Source organism: Pseudomonas sp. NPDC090203 (assembly GCF_044746765.1).
Classification (GTDB): Bacteria; Pseudomonadota; Gammaproteobacteria; order Pseudomonadales; family Pseudomonadaceae; genus Aquipseudomonas; species Aquipseudomonas putida_AD.
The window spans coordinates 59,415-77,870 of record NZ_JBIVCV010000020.1 but is presented as its reverse complement, the minus strand read 5'-3'; the positions used below and the strand labels follow the sequence as shown (position 1 = coordinate 77,870).

The following is an 18,456-nucleotide window of genomic DNA, read 5'->3' as shown; positions in this document are numbered from 1 at the left end:
CAAGCTTCGGGGACCGATGGCCGGGTGTCAAACGGCAATCGTGTGGCGGGTGTCTGGGCGTCCGTCCGGGTCCGGATTTTGTGGGAGCGGGCTTGCCCGCGAAAGCGGTGGGGCAAATGTCGTCGGCGCGCCAGGTCGGACGTCTTCGCGGGCGAGCCCGCTCCCACAGGATTGAAGGTGGTCCGGCCAGGCGTGCTACCCACAAAAAAGCCCCGGACCTTGTGAGCCCGGGGCTTGGGCGGTGCAACCGGTAAGTGGCACCGCAGCATTGCAAGGATCAGGCGTTCGGTTGCCAGCCGCCACCCAGGGCTTTGTAGATGGCGACGATGCCACGGTACAACTCGATCTCGGCCTGTGCCTGGCTGTCTTCGGCCGCCAGGCGCTCACGCTCGGCGTCCAATAGCACCAGGAAGTCGGCGGTGCCTTCGCGGTACTGGATGTTGGCCAGGTCCGCTGCCTTGCGGCTGGATTCGCTCTGACGCACCAGCGACACCAGACGCTGCTGACGCTTGTCGTAGTCGCTGAAGGCGTTGTCGGTTTCTTCCAGGGCCAGCAGCACGTGCTGCTCGTAGTTGGCCAGTGCGCCTTCGGCATCGGCGTTGGCGCCACGGATGCGCGCCTTCACGCTGCCCAGGTCAAACGCTGCCCAGGTGATGCTCGGGCCAAGGCCCCAGGCTTGCGCCGCACTCGAACCGATCTGCGATCCACGGCTGGCGGTGAAGCCCAAGAAGCCACTGAGGCTGACCCGCGGGAACAGGTCTGCCGTCTGCACACCAATGCGCGCGGTTTGCGCCGCCAGTTGACGTTCGGCACTGCGCACGTCAGGACGGTTTTCCAGCAGTTTGGTCGGATCGCCAATCGGCAACGCCTTGGAAATCGCTGGCAGCTTGGCCGGCGCCAGCATCGCGGTCATTGCATCCGGGCGTTCGCCCAGCAGGGTAGCGATGCGGTTGCGCTCGCGGGTCTGCTCGGCCTGCAGTTGCGGAATGCTGGCTTCGACCGCCGCCAGACGCGCATCGGCACGCACCACGTCGATCTCGTTACCCACGCCTTCGTCACGCAGTTGCACGGTGACGCCACGGGATTCCTGCTGGTTCTTCAGGTTGGCCCGGGCGATGTCCTCGCGCAGTTGTGCACCGCGCAGTTGGCCGTATGCATCAACCAGCTCGGCGATCATGGTCACCTGCAGTTGGTACAGGTTGGCCTCGGCCACTTGCTGATCGGCCTCGCTGGCTTCCAGTTCGCGCTGGATGCGGCCGAACAGGTCGATTTCCCAGGCCATGTCCAGGCCCAGGTCATAGCGTTCCTGATTGACCCGGTGCTCGGTTTCGCCCGGCACCTGGGCGCGGCCGATCTGGCTGCTGGCGCGGCTGGTCACCACCGGCATGGCATCGTTGCTGATGTCGTCACGGATGGCGCGCGCAGCCTTGAGGCGGGCAAACGCCACCCGCAGTTCACGGTTGCCCTGCAGCGATTGCGCGACCAGCTTGTTCAGCGTCGGATCGTCGAACTGCTGCCACCAGATGGTTTCGATGTGGCTACGGTCATAGTTGCCCTGTGTCGCGGCCGGAATGTTGGCTGCGGCGGTGTCCGGCTTCTTGTAGTCCGGGCCGACGGCACAGGCCGCCAGCGCCAGGACCAACAGGCTCGGCAGGAAGAGTTTTGCAGCCTTCATCAATGAGCCTCCGGAGCGATTTTCTGAACGCTTTGAGCCTTGGCCGCCTTGCGGGCTTCCTTGCGTTCGACGTAGTTACGGATCAGGACATAGAACACCGGCGTCAACAGCAGACCGAAGAAGGTCACGCCCAGCATCCCGGAGAACACCGCCACGCCCATGGCATGACGCATCTCGGCACCGGCACCGCTGGACAGCACCAGAGGCACTACACCCATGATGAACGCGAAGGAAGTCATCAGGATCGGACGCAGACGCAGGCGGCAGGCTTCCAGAACCGCTTCCAGCGGGGTCTTGCCTTTCTCCTGTTCGTCCTTGGCGAACTCGACGATGAGGATCGCGTTCTTACAGGCCAGGCCCACCAGTACGATCAGGCCGATCTGGGTGAAGATGTTGTTGTCGCTACCGGCGATGATCACACCGGCGATGGCCGACAGCAGGGTCATCGGTACGATCAGGATGACCGCCAGTGGCAGGCTCCAGCTTTCATACAGGGCCGCCAGTACCAGGAACGCCAGCAGTACGCAGAGCGGGAAGACCAGCAGCGCGGTGTTGCCCGACAGGATCTGTTGGTAGGTCAGGTCGGTCCACTCGTAGGTCATGCCGTTGGGCAGTTCCTGCTTGAGCAGCTTGTTCATCGCAGCTTCGGCCTGGCCCGAGCTGAAGCCTGGACCTGCAGCACCGTTGATTTCAGCGGTGATGAAGCCGTTGTAGTGCATCACGCGGTCAGGGCCTGAGGTGTTGGTGACCTTGAGCAGCGTCGCCAGCGGAATCATTTCGCCCAGGTTGTTGCGCACTTTCAGCTGACCGATCTGCTCGGCGTCCTGACGGAACTGCTGTTCAGCCTGGACGTTGACCTGATAGGTACGGCCGAAACGGTTGAAGTCGTTGGCATACAGCGAACCCAGGTACACCTGCAGGGTGTCGAAGATGTCGCTGATGGCCACGCCGTGGGTCTTGGCTTTCTCGCGGTCGATGGCGGCGTCCACTTGCGGCACGTTCACGGTGTAGCTGGTGAACAGGGCGGCGAGTTCCGGCACGCTGCGGCTCTTGGCGATGACGTTCATCGTCTCTTTATACAGCTCGTCGTAACCCAGGTTGCCACGGTCCTCGATCTGCAGGCGGAAACCGCCGATGGTGCCCAGGCCTTGTACCGGTGGTGGCGGGAAGATCGCCATGTAGGCTTCCTGGATCGACGCGTACTTGCCATTGAGCTGGCCGGCGATGGCGCCTGCCGACTCACTGGCCAGCTTGCGCTCCTCGAACGGCTTCAAGGTCACGAACACGATCCCGGAGTTGGGGCTGTTGGTGAAACCGTTGATCGACAGGCCAGGGAAGGCTACGGCACTTTCCACGCCCGGTTGCTTGAGGGCGATGTCCGACATGCGCTTGATGACGTCTTCGGTACGGTCCAGGCTGGCGGCGTCAGGCAGTTGAGCGAAGGCCACCAGGTATTGCTTGTCCTGCTGCGGCACGAAACCGGTTGGCGTGGTCGAGAAGCCCAGCCAGGTCATGACGATCAGACCGGCATACACCACCAGTGCCACGCCACTGACGCGGATGACCCGGCCAACGGTGCCGACGTACTTGTTACTGGCCTTGACGAAGAACCGGTTGAACGGACGGAACAGCCAGCCACCCAGCAGCTTGTCGAGGAAACGCGAGAAGGCGTCTTTCGGTGCATCGTGGGCGCGCAGCAGCACGGCAGCCAGGGCCGGCGACAGGGTCAGGGAGTTGAACGCCGAGATCACCGTCGAGATGGCAATGGTCAGGGCGAACTGTTTATAGAACTGCCCCGTCAGGCCTGAGATGAACGCCGCCGGTACGAACACCGCACAGAGTACCAGCGCGGTCGCGATGATCGGGCCGGTTACTTCGCGCATGGCGATCTGCGTGGCTTCCATCGGTTGGTGGCCGAGCTCGATGTTACGCTCGACGTTCTCCACCACCACGATGGCGTCGTCCACCACGATACCGATGGCCAGTACCAGGCCGAACAGCGACAGCGCGTTGAGCGAGAAACCGAACAGGTGCATGACCGCGAAGGTACCGATCAGCGACACCGGCACGGCGGCCAGCGGGATGATCGAGGCGCGCCAGGTCTGCAGGAACAGGATCACCACCAGCACCACCAGGATCAGTGCTTCGAACAGGGTGTGAACCACTGCCTCGATGGAGCCGCGCACGAAGATGGTCGGGTCGTAGACGATGCTGTAGTCCATGCCTTCAGGGAAGCTCTTCTTGAGCAGTTCCATTTCGCTGCGCACTTCGTTGGAAATGTCGATAGCGTTGGAGCCAGGGCGCTGGAAGATCGGGATCGCCACAGCCGGCTGGTTGTTCAGCAAGGAACGCAGGGCGTACTGGCTGGAACCCAGCTCCACGCGGGCAATGTCTTTCACGCGGGTGATCTCGCCGTTTTCGCCGGCGCGCACGATGATGTTCTCGAACTCTTCCTCAGAGACCAGACGGCCCTGGGTGTTGATCGACATCTGGAAGCTGGTGGCGCTCGGGGAGGGCGGTGCACCCAGTTGACCGGCCGCAACCTGACGGTTCTGCTCGCGAATGGCAGTGACCACGTCGGTCGCGGTGATGTTGCGCGAAGCGGTCTTGTTCGGGTCCAGCCAGACACGCAGCGAGTAGTCGCCCATACCGAACAGCTGCACGTCGCCGACACCGTTCAGACGAGCCAGCTCATCCTTGATGTTCAGCACCGCGTAGTTGGACAGGTACAGCATGTCGTAACGCTGATCCGGCGAGGTCAGGTGGACCACCATGGTCAGGTCCGGGGACGCCTTGTCCACGGTGATACCGATGCGCGTCACCTCTTCAGGCAGCTTCGGTTCGGTCCGCGTCACACGGTTCTGCACCTGCACCTGCGCGGTGTCCAGGTTGGTACCCAGCGCGAAGGTGATGGTCAGGGTCAGCTTGCCGTCGGCGGTGGCCTGGGAGGACATGTACAGCATGTTCTCGACACCGGTGATCGCCTGTTCCAGTGGCGCGGCCACGGTTTCGCCGATCACTTTCGGGTTGGCGCCTGGGAAGTTGGCGCGCACGACCACGGTCGGCGGCACGACTTCCGGGTATTCGCTGATCGGTAGCTGGAACAGCGAAATGGCGCCGGCGATCAGGATCAGCAGCGAGAGCACCGCTGCGAAGATCGGCCGTGTAATGAAGAACTTGGAAAAATTCATCGAGTCTGTCCCTTAACCGCGTGGCGTAGCGGCAGCGGCAACTTTGGCGTCCAGTTTCGACTGGGCCTTGGGTTGGTTGCTGGCTTCAAGTGCTTGGCGCTGTTGTTGCAGCGCAGCGAGGGTTTCCGGGCTGGCCATCTGAGTGTCCTGCGGATCGACCGGCGAGCCCGGGCGCACACGCTGCAGGCCGCTGACGACGATACGATCGTCCTTCTGCAGACCGCTGCGCACGATACGCAGGCCTTCGAGTTTCGGCCCCAGGTCAACGTTGCGATAGGTCGCCTTGTTGTCCTTGTCGACCACCAGCACGAATTTCTTGCCAAGGTCGGTGCCCACGGCTTCGTCCTTGATCAGCATCGCCGAGTAGGTGGCGCTGCCGACCAGCTTCAGGCGTGCGTACAGGCCCGGGGTGTATTCGCCCTTGCTGTTGTCGAACACGGCGCGGCCACGGATGGTGCCAGTGCGCGGGTTGACCTGGTTGTCGACGAAGTTCATCTGGCCCTGATGCGGGTTCTCAGCCTCGTTGGACAGGCCCATGTACACCGGCGTGGTCGCACCGCGCTTGCCGTCGCGAGCCAGCTGGTTGTACTTGAGGAACACGCGCTCGTCGGCATCGAAGTAGGCGTAGACCTTGTCGGTGGAGACCACGCTGGTGAGGATCGACTGATCGGCGGTGACGATGTTGCCGGCGGTGATTTCCGCACGGCTGACGCGACCGGTGATCGGTGCGGCAACGCGGGTGAAGCTCAGGTTCAGTTTCGCCAGGTCAAGCTGGGCCTGAATGGCGGCTACCGCTGCCTTCGATTCCTGGGCGGTGGTGGTTCGCGAGTCAGCCAGCTCCGCCGAGATGGCATTGTTGGTGCGCAGGCGTTCGCCACGTTGTGCTTCGTTGTTGCTGCGTACCGAAGCCGCCTTGGCCTGTTGCAGTTGGGCTTCCAGACGATGCACTTCGGCTTCGAACGGACGCGGGTCGATCTGGAACAACAGATCGCCTTTCTTGACCAGCTCGCCATCGGTGAAGGCCACCGAGTCGATCTGACCGGAGACCCGAGGACGCACCTGCACGGTTTCCGGGGCTTCAAGGCGTGCGGTTACTTCATCCCATTCGTTGACCGGCTGCTCGAGCACCTTGGCCACGTTGACTTTCGCCGCTGCGGGGGCAACCGTCGCCTCTGGGGTCCGGCCGCAAGCGCTGATCACCACCAGAGCCAGCGCGGCAAGGGGATAGCGCAAAGGAGTAAGTGACTGAACCATGGGAAAATCCGCCGATGTTATTGAGATGGGCGGATTCTGTTCCCGGGGGTTTTATTGCACGAATCGAATACGACGAAGGTAAATATCAGTGGGAATGATATTTACCTGTGCAGAGGCTCTATTTCGGGGTTTCTCGGATTACTTGATCAATGGCACGCCACTGAGCTTCTGCAGCTCGTCGAAGTCGATGTCGGAGCAGATTTCCACCACTTTCAGGCCATCGGATGTCACTTCCAGCACGGCCAGGTCGGTGTAGATGCGGCTGACGCAACCGATGCCGGTCAAGGGGTAGGTGCACTCGGGCACGATCTTGCTTTCGCCGGACTTGGTCAGGTGGTCCATCATCACGAATACCTGGCGGGCGCCTGTGGCTAGGTCCATTGCGCCGCCCACGGCCGGGATCGAGCCTTCGGCGCCGGTGTGCCAGTTGGCGAGGTCGCCCTTGACCGACACCTGGAAGGCGCCCAGCACGGCGATGTCCAGGTGGCCGCCGCGCATCATCGAGAACGAGTCGGCATGGTGGAAGAAAGCACCACCGGTCAGCAGGGTGACGTGCTGCTTGCCGGCGTTGATCAGGTCATCGTCCTCCTCGCCGGCGGCCGGGCTTGGCCCCATGCCCAGCAGACCGTTTTCGCTGTGCAGGAACACTTCCTTGTCGCCCAGGTAGTTGGCCACCAGAGTCGGTGCGCCGATGCCCAGGTTGACGTACGCGCCTTCCTGGATGTCTGCGGCTACGCGCTGGGCCATTTCGGCACGGGAGAGCTTTTTGGTAATGGTCATGGCAGGCCTCAGACAGCGTTGGCGATCGAAGAAGCGCCGGCGCCGGAAACGGCGACCACGCGCTGGACGAAGATACCCGGAGTGATGATGTGCTCTGGGTCCAGTTCGCCAAGCTCGACGATCTGGTCGACTTGGGCAATGGCGGTCCTGGCGGCCATGGCCATGATCGGGCCGAAGTTGCGGGCGGCCTTGCGATAGATCAGGTTGCCCCAGCGATCACCCTTGTACGCCTTGATCAGCGCGAAGTCGGCGTGCAGCGGCATCTCCAGGACGTACTGGCGGCCATTGATCTCGCGGGTTTCCTTGCCTTCGGCCAGGAGGGTGCCGTAGCCGGTCGGCGAGAAGAATGCACCGATGCCCGAACCCGCTGCGCGGATGCGCTCGGCCAGGTTGCCTTGCGGCACCACTTCCAGCTCGATCTTGCCGGCGCGATACAGTTCGTCGAAGACGTAGGAATCGGACTGGCGCGGGAACGAGCAGACCACCTTGCGCACGCTGCCCGCCTTGAGCAGAGCGGCCAGGCCGATCTCGCCGTTGCCGGCGTTGTTGCTAATGATGGTCAGGTCGCGGGTACCGGTATCGATCAGCGCATCGATGAGCTCGGACGGCATGCCGGCAGTGCCGAAGCCTCCGACCATGATGGTTGAACCGTCGGTGATTCCCTGCACCGCGCTGGCGATGGACTCGAACGTTTTATTGATCAAAGCGAGCTCCTGGTCATTCCTGGAGTGTGGATTGTCGGTCTGGCCGTCGTCCTTTGAAGGAGGGGCCAGTCGCGCTTGGCGTTGTTTGTTGCGTTGCGCTAAGCGTGCCGCAAGATCGGGCAACAGTAGAGAGGGTTTGGCGGAATTGGTGCGATTATCGAACGGTTGTGCGATTTTCGAGCATTACGCGGTTTGCCCGCTGTAACGCTCGATGAAGGGCACGCCCAGGCGGGCATGCCCACAGGTATCAAAGGCTGTCGGGGTCGCCAAAAAACATCTGAATCCGCGACCTCAACCAGCGCTCGCCGGGGTCGTTGTCCTGGGAGCCGCGCCAGGCCATGTGCAGTTCGAAGGTACGGGCTTCCAGTGGCAGTTCCTCTGCGCGTACGCCGCCGGCGGCGGTCAGCACGTCGGCTGTGTAGTCGGGCACGGTAGCAACGATGTCGGTGCCGGAAATCAGGGTCGCCAGGCCGTTGAACTGCGGCACGGCCAGTACGACGTGGCGCTTGCGGCCGATCTTTTCCAGATACTCGTCGATGAAGCCGCCCAGATCACCGGCGAACGACACCAGCGCGTGGGGCCGGGCGCAGAAGTCGTCCAGAGTGATGGCGCCGGGCATGGAATCGGCGCGCAGCAGTTTGGGTCGGCTACGGCGCAGCACCTTGCGCTTGGCGTTGGCGGGCAGGTCGTCGGTGTAGCTGACGCCGATGGAAATTTCGCCGGACGACAGCAGCGAGGGCATCAGAATGTAGTTGGTGCGGCGTACCACCAGGACGATGCCGGGGGCTTCGGAGCGCAGGCGCTTGAGCAGCGACGGCAGCAGGGCGAATTCGGCGTCGTCCGACAGCCCGATGCGGAACACCGCGGTGCTGGTGGCCGGGTCGAAGTCGGCGGCGCGGCTAACGGCGGTGGAAATGGAATCCAGCGCAGGGGAGAGCAGGCCGAAGATTTCCACGGCGCGGGCCGTCGGTTCCATGCTGCGCCCGGTGCGCACGAACAACGGGTCGTCGAACAGCCCGCGCAGGCGTGACAGCGCAGCACTGATGGCGGGCTGGCCGAGAAACAGTTTTTCCGCCGCACGCGTGACGCTGCGTTCATGCATGAGGGTTTCGAACACGATGAGCAGGTTGAGGTCGACGCGACGCAGGTCGTTGCGATTCATGACGGGGTCTCGGGAACGTGGGTCGATACGTTGGCCGCCCGCAAGGCAGGGCCGGTTTTGGCTCAGGAACGAATAGTACGGGTATTGGCCGATTCTGCGCACGGTTAAATTCATCCGCAAGCATACCAACGTGTTAACCATCACGGCCGTCGATAATTTGCGCTGAACCTTGCCCCGGCGATCTTGACCAATGGGTATGAGCACCCGGATTGGCCTGGGTGCCGCAGCGCCCGTGCAGTTTACGCGCCGTCTGGCGGTACGTTCATCCGGAAAATGGCCGTCGGGTTGCATTGTCGATACGAGAAAAGAACAATGACCGCCTTGAATACGTGAGCATTCGATGGTTATCTAATGACCGCCTTTCAACAACAGAATCGATGACAGGCATGTCGACTATTAATAGCCACTGATAGTGTTACCGGCAGCGCCCGGATAGAGTTCATGGCATCAAGGTTCATAAGGCGAGGTTCGAAATGTCCCGCACGATCCGTTTTCATCAGTTTGGCCCGGCCGAGGTGCTCAAGGTAGAAGAGCAGCAAGCCGCGTTGCCAGCACCCGGAGAGGTGCAGATACGCGTCCAGGCGATTGGTGTCACCTGGTATGACGTGCTGTGGCGACAAAATCTGGCATCGTCCCAGGCAAAGCTGCCCGCTGGCCTGGGTTCTGAAATGGCCGGCGTGATTACCGCCGTCGGCGATGGCGTGGATGACCTGAAGGTCGGCGACAAGGTCGCAAGCTTTCCGTCCGCCAACCCTAACGAGCATCCGGTGTATGGCGAGTTCATCGTCCTGCCACGCACCTCCGTGACCAAATACCCGGACATCCTCACGCCCAATCAGGCGGCGGTGCACTACACCCCGATGCTGGTGGCGTATTTTGCCTACGTTGAGCTGGCCCGCGTGAAAGAAGGGCAAGTGGCCCTGATCACTGACGCCGGTCACTGCGCCGGTCCCGCGTTCCTGCAACTGGGCAAGGCGCTGGGCCTGAAAGTCATCGCGGCCATCAAGACCGATGATGAAGAAGGCACTTCACGCCGCTACCTGACGTCCCTGGGCGCCGACAAGGTGGTGGTGACCGAGGAGCAGGATTTGCTGCTCGCGATCAACAAGTACACCGACAAGGCTGGCGTCAACGTCATCCTCGACGGTCTGGGCGGCCCGCAGATGTCGATTCTGGGCGATGCCCTCGCGCCTCGCGGCAGCCTGATCCTGTACGGTCTGCAAGGCGGCAACCAGGTGCAATTCCCGGCCTGCGCTGCGTTCCAGAAGAACATCCAGTTCTTCGTTCACTGCGTTGGCAACTTCACCGGCAAGCCGGAACTGGGTATCCCCCAGGACAAGGAAGCGGTCGAGCGCGCGCTGCTCAAGATCAACGAGCTGACCCGCGACAAACTGCTGCTGCCACAGGTGACCAAGGTCTTCCCGTTCGAGCAGGTCGTGGAAGCCCATCGTGTAATGGACGGCTGCCCGGTAGGTGGGCGTGTCGTGGTGGAAGTCGAGTCCGCCTGAGCGCAATCCACCGCGCGAGGCTGACTGTTCGACGCCCAGGCCCAGGCGTCGGCGTTGTGGATCCGGTCACCGGTTCGGGGTGTCCGTCCCGTCATTTACCGGCCATGCAAGACCCGACAAAGCCTTCCCGATTCGTTCAGGAAGGCTTTTTTGTTTATGGGGTGGAACCTGTTGAACGGATGTGTACTTTGCCCGGTGTGCGAAGTTAGAGCGCTGTGTGTTGTTCAGGGTGTTCGATCATTAAACAAAGTTGTTTAAAAGTGTGCATGTTTCAGTGGAAAGCTGACAGGCATTCCGTCGGCATTCTGTAGCTTGTAATTGTGAATCAGATACCGATAATGACGGGGTGAACCAAAACTCAAGGAACGAGTCATGCCTGACTGTCTGTCGTGGCCGATGGTTATACGGTGCCGGATGCACGCCACTATCGGTCTTCCATATTTGTCTGTGTCCAACCCCGTGTGCGGTGCGCTGCAAGGCGCGCCTGCCATGGCTTGCGGGCCTTTCCCGTCACTGGCGTTTCAGTGCTGTTCAACTCAGGACAGCAGTTGATCGCGAATATCATCACGCGCTGTTTGAGCGTGGTACGCAGAAGGTGATCAACTCTTCAATGACGCGTGTTGTCGCAAGAGTTTGATGTTGTCGCAGGGCTGCACTACGGATGATCGGATAATGGGTTCCATACATGAACAGGCAATGACATATGTCTATCAGCAAGTTCTTCAGCGCTTGTTGAGTTATTTGAACCGCGCGGAACGCACCGCGCTGCAACTATTGATTCAACGCCTGATAGTGGCCGCCGGTGGCATGGAGCGGGTCGGGCAATACAAGATTCTGGTGGCTTTCAGTGGCGGCAAGGACAGCGCCTACACCGTGGCCCTGTTGCGCGCCGCCCAGTTGAGCATCGCCTGCCGGGCGCCCACCACCTTCAACCTGCGCATTGCCAACATGCGCCATGCGGGGATGACGTCGGCAGTGATGGACAACATCAACCGCTGTTACTCGGCGCTGTTCCTGCACGACGACCCTCGGGTCGAGTTGCTGGTGGTGGATCACCGCTACGTGCAGGCCTTCGAGCCCGACTTGCCATTCTCCACGGCCGGGCGCGAGCAGAACCGCTCCGACATGCTGCTGGGCGGGCACCTGACCGCAGGGGATGCCCGCACCACCTTCTGCAACAGCTGCTATCTGGGCATGACCGAGTTCCTCGGCCGTGCGGCCTGTTGGGGCGAGGGTGTGGACGCGGTGCTCAGCGGGGATTCGCTCAAGGAGCAGAAACAGTACGCCACCTGGATCATGCGTCTGGCGCGGCAGAACGGCCAGAAGGTCGAGCACTGGCACAAGCTCGGCTTCAGCACGGCCCTGAGCACCATCGACAGCGTCGGCCAGGCCTATTACCACGAGCTGTATGGCGAAGAGGCCGAGCCGCCCGCGTTTACCCCGCGGTTGCCGGTGTATCCGGGCCGGCCCGTGACTCCGGCGTTCCTGACGGTGGCCGACCTGATCGGTTTCAGGGTCGAGGATCACTGGCCATTGCTGACGGATTTCCTGGGGTTCCGTTTCGACGATCTGGCCTTCAGTTTCAGTGAGTCGGATTGCGCGAACCCGCTGCTGATGGCTCACATGCGCGGGCTCAAGGCGCAATTCGTCCAGGGGCGTGAATACGCCGACGGCATCAAGGAATACCTGGAACTGGCGGCGGGCATGATGCGGCGCAAAGGCATGCCGCGACGCCTGATCGAACAGGCCATGGCGGCCTACGACAGCCCCGAGAAATTGCTGGAACGGCGCGAGCTGGCGGCCGGTTACGGGTTTGAGGCGTTCGGCCTGAACGAGGCGCAACTGGTCTGCCTGATGTTCGCGCCCTTCGTCGATTGCGGCGCGCAACTGGAAGCGTTTCTGCGCCGTTGTCATCCCGGCATGCTGGTGGCGCTGGGCGATCTGCACAAGGTGCTGTCCGGCGACGTGGCCTCGGATCAGGTGGTCCAGTGGCTGGTGGATGTCAGCGGCCTGACGCTCAAATGCCTGCAGAGTCTCTACGCGAAACGGCGCGTGGACTTCTGCGACGACAGCTCGATCATTGCCCGAGTCCGCGCCAGCGACCCCGACAAGGGCCATGTCACGACGATCGACCAGGAAACCGGCGAGACGGTCTCGGAACTGATCTCCGGTCGCTGACCATTGTGCCCGTGATGCCGTTGCGCCGGGCTCCGGCGGCCGCACCACGGGCGATTTCTCTCAACGACCCTGCGCCTTGCGCATGGATGGGGTGTGCCTGATGAATAACAACAAGACCGATTTTGCCTACCAGGTGGTGTACCGCTACCTGTCTCGCCTGACCAATGAACTGCCCCAGGGACCGGCAGTCAAGCTGCCTTCGCTGCGGCTGCTGGCCCGGCGTTTGCGGGTGTCCATTTCCACCGTGCAGAACGCCTACTCATTACTGGAAAAGGAAGGCCGTATCTGCTCGGTGCCCAAATCCGGCTATTACGCCTTGCCCCAGCCCTGTAACGACATCCTGTGCGAGGGCGACGCACCGCTGGAGCGTTACCAGGCCAGCACCCGGCGCGGCGACATGTTCGTCTTCGGCGCTGACGAGCCCACCTTGCTGCAGTCGCTGGACGGCGCCTTGCTCACCCTGGAGCGCGAGCTGGTGCGTCACTATCCCTGCCAGCCTGACCCGCGTTTCCAGCCGTTTGGCGACATCGAACTGCGTACGGCACTGGCCGCGCACTACACCTCGTCCACCGAGAACTGCTGGCACCCGGACAACGTGTTCGTCGGCCCGGACAAGACCGGCGTGCTGAAAACCGTGCTCAAGGCGTTGCAACTGCGTGACTGCGCCGTGCTGGTGGAATCGCCGTGCAGCTGGAGCCTGTTGCGCACCTTGCAATCCTTTGGCATTCGCGTGGTGGAGTGGTGCACCGAGGCCGGCGATGAGACCGATGTCCAGGAACTCCATGGCCTGCTCAAGCGTGGCGAGATCAAGATGGCGATCCTGTCTTCGCGCATGCAGCCGATTCGCGGCAGGGTCAGGGCGCTTGAGCAGCGTCAGCGCCTGGCTGAGGTACTGAATCGCAGCGGGGTCTGGGTGCTGGAGAACGACACCCACGGCGGACTGTGCTTCGTGGAGCATTCGCAACCCTTGCGCGACCTGATCGATCCCCGGCGTCTGCTGATTCTGGGGGCGTTCGACAAGAGCATCGGTCTGGAAGCGCCGTTCGGTTATCTGCTGAGTCGGCATTCCAGTGCGCTGTGGCACCAGCAGATGCTGCTGCGCTCGTTTCGACTGCCGCCGATTCGGCAGAAGGCTATCGCGCGGCTGTATGGCTCGGGGCAGGTGGACCGGCATCTGCACTGGCTGCGCAAGAGCCTGGAGGAGCGGATGGCGCAGTTGGGCGGCCTGGTCGAGCAGTACCTGGGCGAGGAGGTGCGTTTCGAACAGCCTCAAGGCGGGGCCACGCTGTGGCTGGAGAGCGTGCACCGGGTGGAGATGGCGCGGGTGTTCGAACGGTTGCTGGAACAGCGTATCGTGATCGCGCCGGGAGAGTTGTTCAGCGTGCGCGGCTTGCACCAGCAGAGCCTGTGCCTGAGCGGCGCGGCGGACTGGAGCCAGAACATCGAGTCGATGCTGGTGATGATCAGAAACGCCCTGGTGCAGGAGCGGGTGTAGCCGGATGTTGCGTAGCAGCACGGCTTGCCGGCGTCGGCGTCCTCAAGATCGCCCCCGCGGGCAAGCCCGGCTGCTACGGAGGTAATCTATGCACGCGATATCGGGGCAAACCTTGAACCCGTAGCAGTCCGGCTTGCCGGCGTCGGCGTCCTCAAGATCTCCCCCGCGGGCAAGCCCGGCTGCTACAGGTGTGATGTATGTACGCGATATCGGGGCAAACCTTGAACCCGTAGCAGCACGGCTTGCCGGCGGGAGCGGCGGTGAGATCACCGAGACAGCCAGATCAGACTCGAACAGATACCCACCACCGATCCATTTCCATTTGCCATCGGCGCCGCAGATCGGTTAACTGTACGTTCGTCCAGTGTCAGCCCAACGGCCCGAATCCGCGTGACTTCCATCGCCACCATCCTTCCCCAACCTGCGGCCGCTGCGGGCTACACGATCGGTGTGCGCGGCATGTGCGAGTTTACCGCCAAGGCCGGGGACCTGGACCTGCGTTTCACACCATCGCCCACGGCGCTTGAGGGCATCGCCGGGCATCGCACCGTGGCCAGCAGGCGCTCAGCGGATTACCAGACCGAAGTGGCGCTCTCCGGCACCTTCCACGAACTGAGCGTGCGGGGCAGGGCAGACGGCTACGACCCCAGCCTCAACCAGCTCGAAGAAGTGAAGACCTACCGCGGCGAGCTCGACGCCATGCCGGATAACCACCGGCAACTGCACTGGGCCCAGGCCAAGGTCTACGGCTGGTTGCTCTGCCAGCAGCTGCAACTGCCCGAGATCAACCTCGCGCTGGTTTACTTCAACGTCGTCAGCGAACAGGAAACCCTGATTCGCGAGCGCCATACGGCTGAACAACTGCATGCCGTCTTCAACCAACAGTGCGGCATTTTCCTGAACTGGGCGCGCCAGGAAATCGCCTACGTCCAGAACCGCAATACCCAACTCACCGGCCTGAAATTTCCCCACGCCGACTTTCGCAGTGGCCAGCGCGTGCTGGCCGAGTCGGTGTACAAGGCGGTCAGCACCGGCCGCTGCCTGATGGCCCAGGCGCCTACCGGCATTGGCAAGACCATCGGCACCGTGTTCCCGATGCTCAAGGCGATGCCAGGACAAAAGCTGGACAAGCTGTTCTTCCTCACCGCCAAGACCCCTGGCCGCAAACTCGCGCTGGATGCCCTGGGCTTGCTGGGCCAAAGTGCCCCGCAGCTCAAACTGCGGGTGTTGGAGCTGGTGGCGCGTGACAAAGCCTGCGAATACCCCACCAACGCATGCAACGGCGATTCATGCCCGCTGGCCAAAGGCTTCTACGACCGCCTGCCCGCAGCGCGCCAGGAAGCGGCGCAACAGGGCTGGCTCGACCAGGCCGGTATGCGGGAGGTCGCGCTGCGCCATGAGATTTGCCCCTATTACCTGAGCCAGGAAATGGCCCGCTGGTGCGACGTGGTGATCGCCGACTACAACTATTACTTCGACCTGAACGCCTTGCTGTTCGGGTTGTGCCAGTTCAACCAGTGGCAGGTGGCGGTGCTGGTGGACGAGGCGCACAACATGGTCGAGCGCGCCCGGCAGATGTACAGCGCAAGCCTCGACCAATACAACCTCGACCTGCTGCGCAAGACCGCGCCTGAGCCTTTGAAGAAGCCGCTGAACCGGCTCAACCGCGACTGGAATGCCTTGCACAAGGAGCAGATTGCGCCGTATCAGGCCTATCCGGGAACGCCGGCTAAATTCATCGCCAGCCTCAACCTGTGTGTCGCGGCCTTCGGCGACTATTTCAACGACCACCCCCAGGCCGCCAACGGTGAGCTGCAAGGCTTCTACTTCGAGGCGATCCAGTTCGGGCGCATCGCCGAGCTGTTCGACGAGCATTTCCTGTTCGACATCAGCAAGCGTGAACTGGGCAGCAAGCGTGCCTTGTCCCGGCTGACGTTGCGCAACGTGGTGCCGGCCGGTTTCGTGCGGCCACGGCTGACGGCGGCGCGCAGCACGGTGCTGTTTTCCGCGACACTCAACCCTCGGCATTTCTACCGGGACCTGCTGGGTTTGCCCGACACCACGGCCTGGGTCGACGTCGATTCGCCGTTTCAGCGCTCGCAACTCCAGGTGCAGATCGCCAGCCACGTATCCACCCGGTTCAACCATCGGCAGGCGTCACTGGGGCCCATCGTCGAGCTGCTGGCCGGGCAGTTTCAGGCGCGGCCGGGCAACTACCTGGCGTTTTTCAGCAGCTTCGATTATCTGCAACAGGTGGCGCAACTGCTGGCCGACAGCCACCCGCAGATCCCGATGTGGCAGCAATCGCGGGGGATGGCCGAGGCTGATCGCCAGGCGTTTCTGGAGCGCTTCACCCCCGACAGCCAGGGTATCGGCTTCGCGGTACTGGGCGGGGCATTCGGCGAGGGCATCGATCTGCCCGGCGCACGGCTGATCGGTGCATTCATCGCGACCCTTGGGCTGGCGCAGGTCAATCCGGTCAATGAGCAACTGAAACAGCGCATGGGCCTGTTGTTCGGCGCCGGATACGACTACACCTATCTCTACCCCGGCATGCAGAAAGTGGTGCAGGCCGCCGGGAGGGTGATCCGCGGCACGGAGGATCGGGGCGTGGTGGTTCTGATCGATGATCGCTTCGCCGAACACAGGATTCAGCAATTGTTGCCGGCATGGTGGCAAATCTGAATCACAGCTGCTATTTGTCTCAACGGTTTACGGATCAATACCCGAGCACGACGGTCCAAGTGCCAGTAAACTGCCGCGCCGCAGGCCTTTTTCCTGTTTCGCCGACGCTAATTTCTTTTTTCATCCACGGAGGTTTCGCATGAGTATCAGTCCATTCGCAGGCAAACTGGCGCCTGCAGAATTGCTGGTCGATCTTCCTCGTCTGGTCACGGCGTACTACACCGGGCAACCTGACGCCTCGGTCGCCACCCAGAAGGTTTCCTTTGGCACCTCCGGCCATCGCGGCAGCTCGTTCGACCTGAGCTTCAACGAGTGGCACGTCCTGGTCATCAGCCAGGCGATCTGCCTGTACCGTCAGGCCAATGGCATCGACGGCCCGCTGTTCCTGGGCGCCGATACCCACGCGCTGTCTACTCCGGCTGCGGCGTCGGCGCTGGAAGTGCTGGCGGCCAACGGCGTCAACGTGATGATTTCCGAAGGCGACGAATACACCCCGACGCCGGCGGTGTCCCACGCCATCATCTGCTACAACAAGGGTCGCACATCGGGCCTGGCCGACGGCATCGTCATCACGCCGTCCCACAATCCGCCGGAAAGCGGCGGCTTCAAGTACAACCCGCCCAATGGCGGCCCGGCCGATTCGCACATCACCAAGTGGATCGAGACCAAGGCCAACGAACTGCTCGCCGAGAAGATCGTCGGCGTGACCCGCATGAGCCATGAAAAAGCCCTGCGCGCCGACACCACCCATCGCCATGACTACCTCAACACCTACGTCGCTGACCTCAAGAACGTCATCGACATGGACGCCATCCGTGGCGCCAGCCTGCGTCTGGGCGTAGACCCTTTGGGCGGCGCGGGCGTGCGCTACTGGTCGGCCATCGGTGAGCACTACGGCCTGAACCTTGATGTGGTTAACCAGCACGTCGATCCGACCTTCCGCTTCATGAGCGTGGACTGGGACGGCAAGATTCGCATGGACCCATCGTCCAACTTCGCCATGCAGGGCCTGATCGGCCTCAAGGACCGCTATCAGGTGGCCTTCGCCTGTGACCCGGACCACGACCGCCACGGCATCGTGACCCCGACCGGTGGCTTGCTGGCACCGAACAATTATTTGGCGGTGTCCATCGACTACCTGTTCCAGAACCGCCCGCAGTGGCGCGCCGATGCGGCCGTGGGCAAGACCGTGGTCAGCAGCGGCATGATCGACCGCGTCACCCAGCGTCTGGGCCGTCGCCTGTATGAAGTACCGGTGGGTTTCAAGTTCTTCGCCGAGGGCCTGTTCGAAGGCTCGCTGGGCTTTGGTGGCGAGGAGAGCGCCGGTGCGTCGTTCCTGCGTCGCGACGGCACAGTCTGGACCACCGACAAGGACGGCCTGATCCCGGCCCTGCTGGCCGCCGAAATCCGTGCGCGCAAAGGGCGTGACCCGAGCGAGATGTACAAGGCGCTGACCGACGAGCTGGGCGAACCGGTTTCGACCCGCGTCGAGGCCAAGGCCAACTTCGAGCAGAAGGCATTGCTGAGCAAGCTGTCGCCGGAGCAAGTGACGTCCACGGAGCTGGCCGGCGAGAAGATCACCGGCATCCTGAGCAAGGCGCCGGGCAACGACCAGGCCATTGGCGGGTTGAAGGTCATGACCGAAAACGGCTGGTTCGCGGCGCGTCCTTCGGGCACGGAAGACATCTACAAGATCTACGCCGAAAGCTTCAAGGGCGAAGAACACCTCAAGCGCCTGGTGGCTGAAGCGCAGGTGTTGGTGGATGCGGCGATTGCCCCGAAGTAAGCGTTCGGGCGACGGACGCCTTCGCGGGCAAGCTCACT

Annotated in this window: 11 protein-coding genes; 5 read left to right on the top strand and 6 right to left on the bottom strand. The window is 62.4% G+C overall.

Annotated features, from left to right (window positions below):
* Positions 1–277: 277 nt before the first annotated feature.
* The 6 genes from ACIPO9_RS26220 to ACIPO9_RS26195 all read right to left on the bottom strand — a co-directional run bounded on the left by ACIPO9_RS26220 (position 278) and on the right by ACIPO9_RS26195 (position 8,766).
* Complete coding sequence (locus tag ACIPO9_RS26220) at positions 278–1,675, bottom strand: efflux transporter outer membrane subunit (protein ID WP_274130841.1); 1,398 nt, start codon at positions 1,673–1,675, stop codon at positions 278–280.
* A complete protein-coding gene (locus tag ACIPO9_RS26215; protein ID WP_274130842.1) occupies positions 1,675–4,866 on the bottom strand; it encodes an efflux RND transporter permease subunit in 3,192 nt (1,063 codons plus the stop codon). The genes ACIPO9_RS26220 and ACIPO9_RS26215 overlap by 1 nt, the downstream gene beginning before the upstream one ends.
* Before the next feature lie 12 nt (positions 4,867–4,878).
* Positions 4,879–6,120 (bottom strand): multidrug efflux RND transporter periplasmic adaptor subunit MexE, encoded by a 1,242-nt coding sequence (gene mexE / locus ACIPO9_RS26210; protein ID WP_274130843.1) that lies wholly within the window; start codon positions 6,118–6,120, stop codon positions 4,879–4,881.
* A gap of 138 nt (positions 6,121–6,258) precedes the next feature.
* A complete protein-coding gene (locus tag ACIPO9_RS26205) occupies positions 6,259–6,900 on the bottom strand; it encodes a 3-oxoacid CoA-transferase subunit B (RefSeq protein ID WP_400784259.1) in 642 nt (213 codons plus the stop codon).
* Between the two features lie 8 nt (positions 6,901–6,908).
* Positions 6,909–7,604 (bottom strand): 3-oxoacid CoA-transferase subunit A, encoded by a 696-nt coding sequence (locus tag ACIPO9_RS26200; protein ID WP_274130847.1) that lies wholly within the window; start codon positions 7,602–7,604, stop codon positions 6,909–6,911.
* A 247-nt stretch (positions 7,605–7,851) separates the two neighbouring features.
* A complete protein-coding gene (locus ACIPO9_RS26195) occupies positions 7,852–8,766 on the bottom strand; it encodes a LysR family transcriptional regulator (RefSeq protein ID WP_274130848.1) in 915 nt (304 codons plus the stop codon).
* Positions 8,767–9,239: 473 nt separating this feature from the next.
* Between ACIPO9_RS26195 and ACIPO9_RS26190 the strand changes: the two genes are divergently transcribed.
* From ACIPO9_RS26190 to pgm, 5 genes are all read left to right on the top strand, one after another.
* The gene (locus tag ACIPO9_RS26190) at positions 9,240–10,274 is read left to right on the top strand and encodes a zinc-dependent alcohol dehydrogenase family protein (RefSeq protein WP_274130849.1); all 1,035 of its coding nucleotides are present in this window, start codon (positions 9,240–9,242) and stop codon (positions 10,272–10,274) included.
* A gap of 672 nt (positions 10,275–10,946) precedes the next feature.
* Positions 10,947–12,452 (top strand): hypothetical protein, encoded by a 1,506-nt coding sequence (locus tag ACIPO9_RS26185; protein WP_400784258.1) that lies wholly within the window; start codon positions 10,947–10,949, stop codon positions 12,450–12,452.
* A gap of 100 nt (positions 12,453–12,552) precedes the next feature.
* Positions 12,553–13,947: an aminotransferase class I/II-fold pyridoxal phosphate-dependent enzyme gene (locus ACIPO9_RS26180; RefSeq protein ID WP_400784256.1), complete on the top strand. Its 1,395-nt coding sequence runs from the start codon at positions 12,553–12,555 to the stop codon at positions 13,945–13,947.
* Between the two features lie 459 nt (positions 13,948–14,406).
* Positions 14,407–16,632, top strand: a complete 2,226-nt coding sequence (locus tag ACIPO9_RS26175) for an ATP-dependent DNA helicase (RefSeq protein ID WP_400784290.1) — start codon at positions 14,407–14,409, stop codon at positions 16,630–16,632.
* Between the two features lie 139 nt (positions 16,633–16,771).
* A complete protein-coding gene (pgm, locus tag ACIPO9_RS26170; RefSeq protein ID WP_400784254.1) occupies positions 16,772–18,418 on the top strand; it encodes a phosphoglucomutase (alpha-D-glucose-1,6-bisphosphate-dependent) in 1,647 nt (548 codons plus the stop codon).
* Positions 18,419–18,456: the final 38 nt, after the last annotated feature.

Excerpts from the sequence above, each read along its gene's own strand:
- ACIPO9_RS26220 (WP_274130841.1), bottom strand. The coding sequence starts at position 1,675 with ATGAAGGCTGCAAAACTCTTCCTGCCGAGCCTGTTGGTCCTGGCGCTG.
- ACIPO9_RS26215 (WP_274130842.1), bottom strand. The coding sequence starts at position 4,866 with ATGAATTTTTCCAAGTTCTTCATTACACGGCCGATCTTCGCAGCGGTG.
- mexE (WP_274130843.1), bottom strand. The coding sequence starts at position 6,120 with ATGGTTCAGTCACTTACTCCTTTGCGCTATCCCCTTGCCGCGCTGGCT.
- ACIPO9_RS26205 (WP_400784259.1), bottom strand. The coding sequence starts at position 6,900 with ATGACCATTACCAAAAAGCTCTCCCGTGCCGAAATGGCCCAGCGCGTA.
- ACIPO9_RS26195 (WP_274130848.1), bottom strand. The coding sequence starts at position 8,766 with ATGAATCGCAACGACCTGCGTCGCGTCGACCTCAACCTGCTCATCGTG.
- ACIPO9_RS26190 (WP_274130849.1), top strand. The coding sequence starts at position 9,240 with ATGTCCCGCACGATCCGTTTTCATCAGTTTGGCCCGGCCGAGGTGCTC.
- ACIPO9_RS26185 (WP_400784258.1), top strand. The coding sequence starts at position 10,947 with ATGGGTTCCATACATGAACAGGCAATGACATATGTCTATCAGCAAGTT.
- ACIPO9_RS26180 (WP_400784256.1), top strand. The coding sequence starts at position 12,553 with ATGAATAACAACAAGACCGATTTTGCCTACCAGGTGGTGTACCGCTAC.
- ACIPO9_RS26175 (WP_400784290.1), top strand. The coding sequence starts at position 14,407 with ATGTGCGAGTTTACCGCCAAGGCCGGGGACCTGGACCTGCGTTTCACA.
- pgm (WP_400784254.1), top strand. The coding sequence starts at position 16,772 with ATGAGTATCAGTCCATTCGCAGGCAAACTGGCGCCTGCAGAATTGCTG.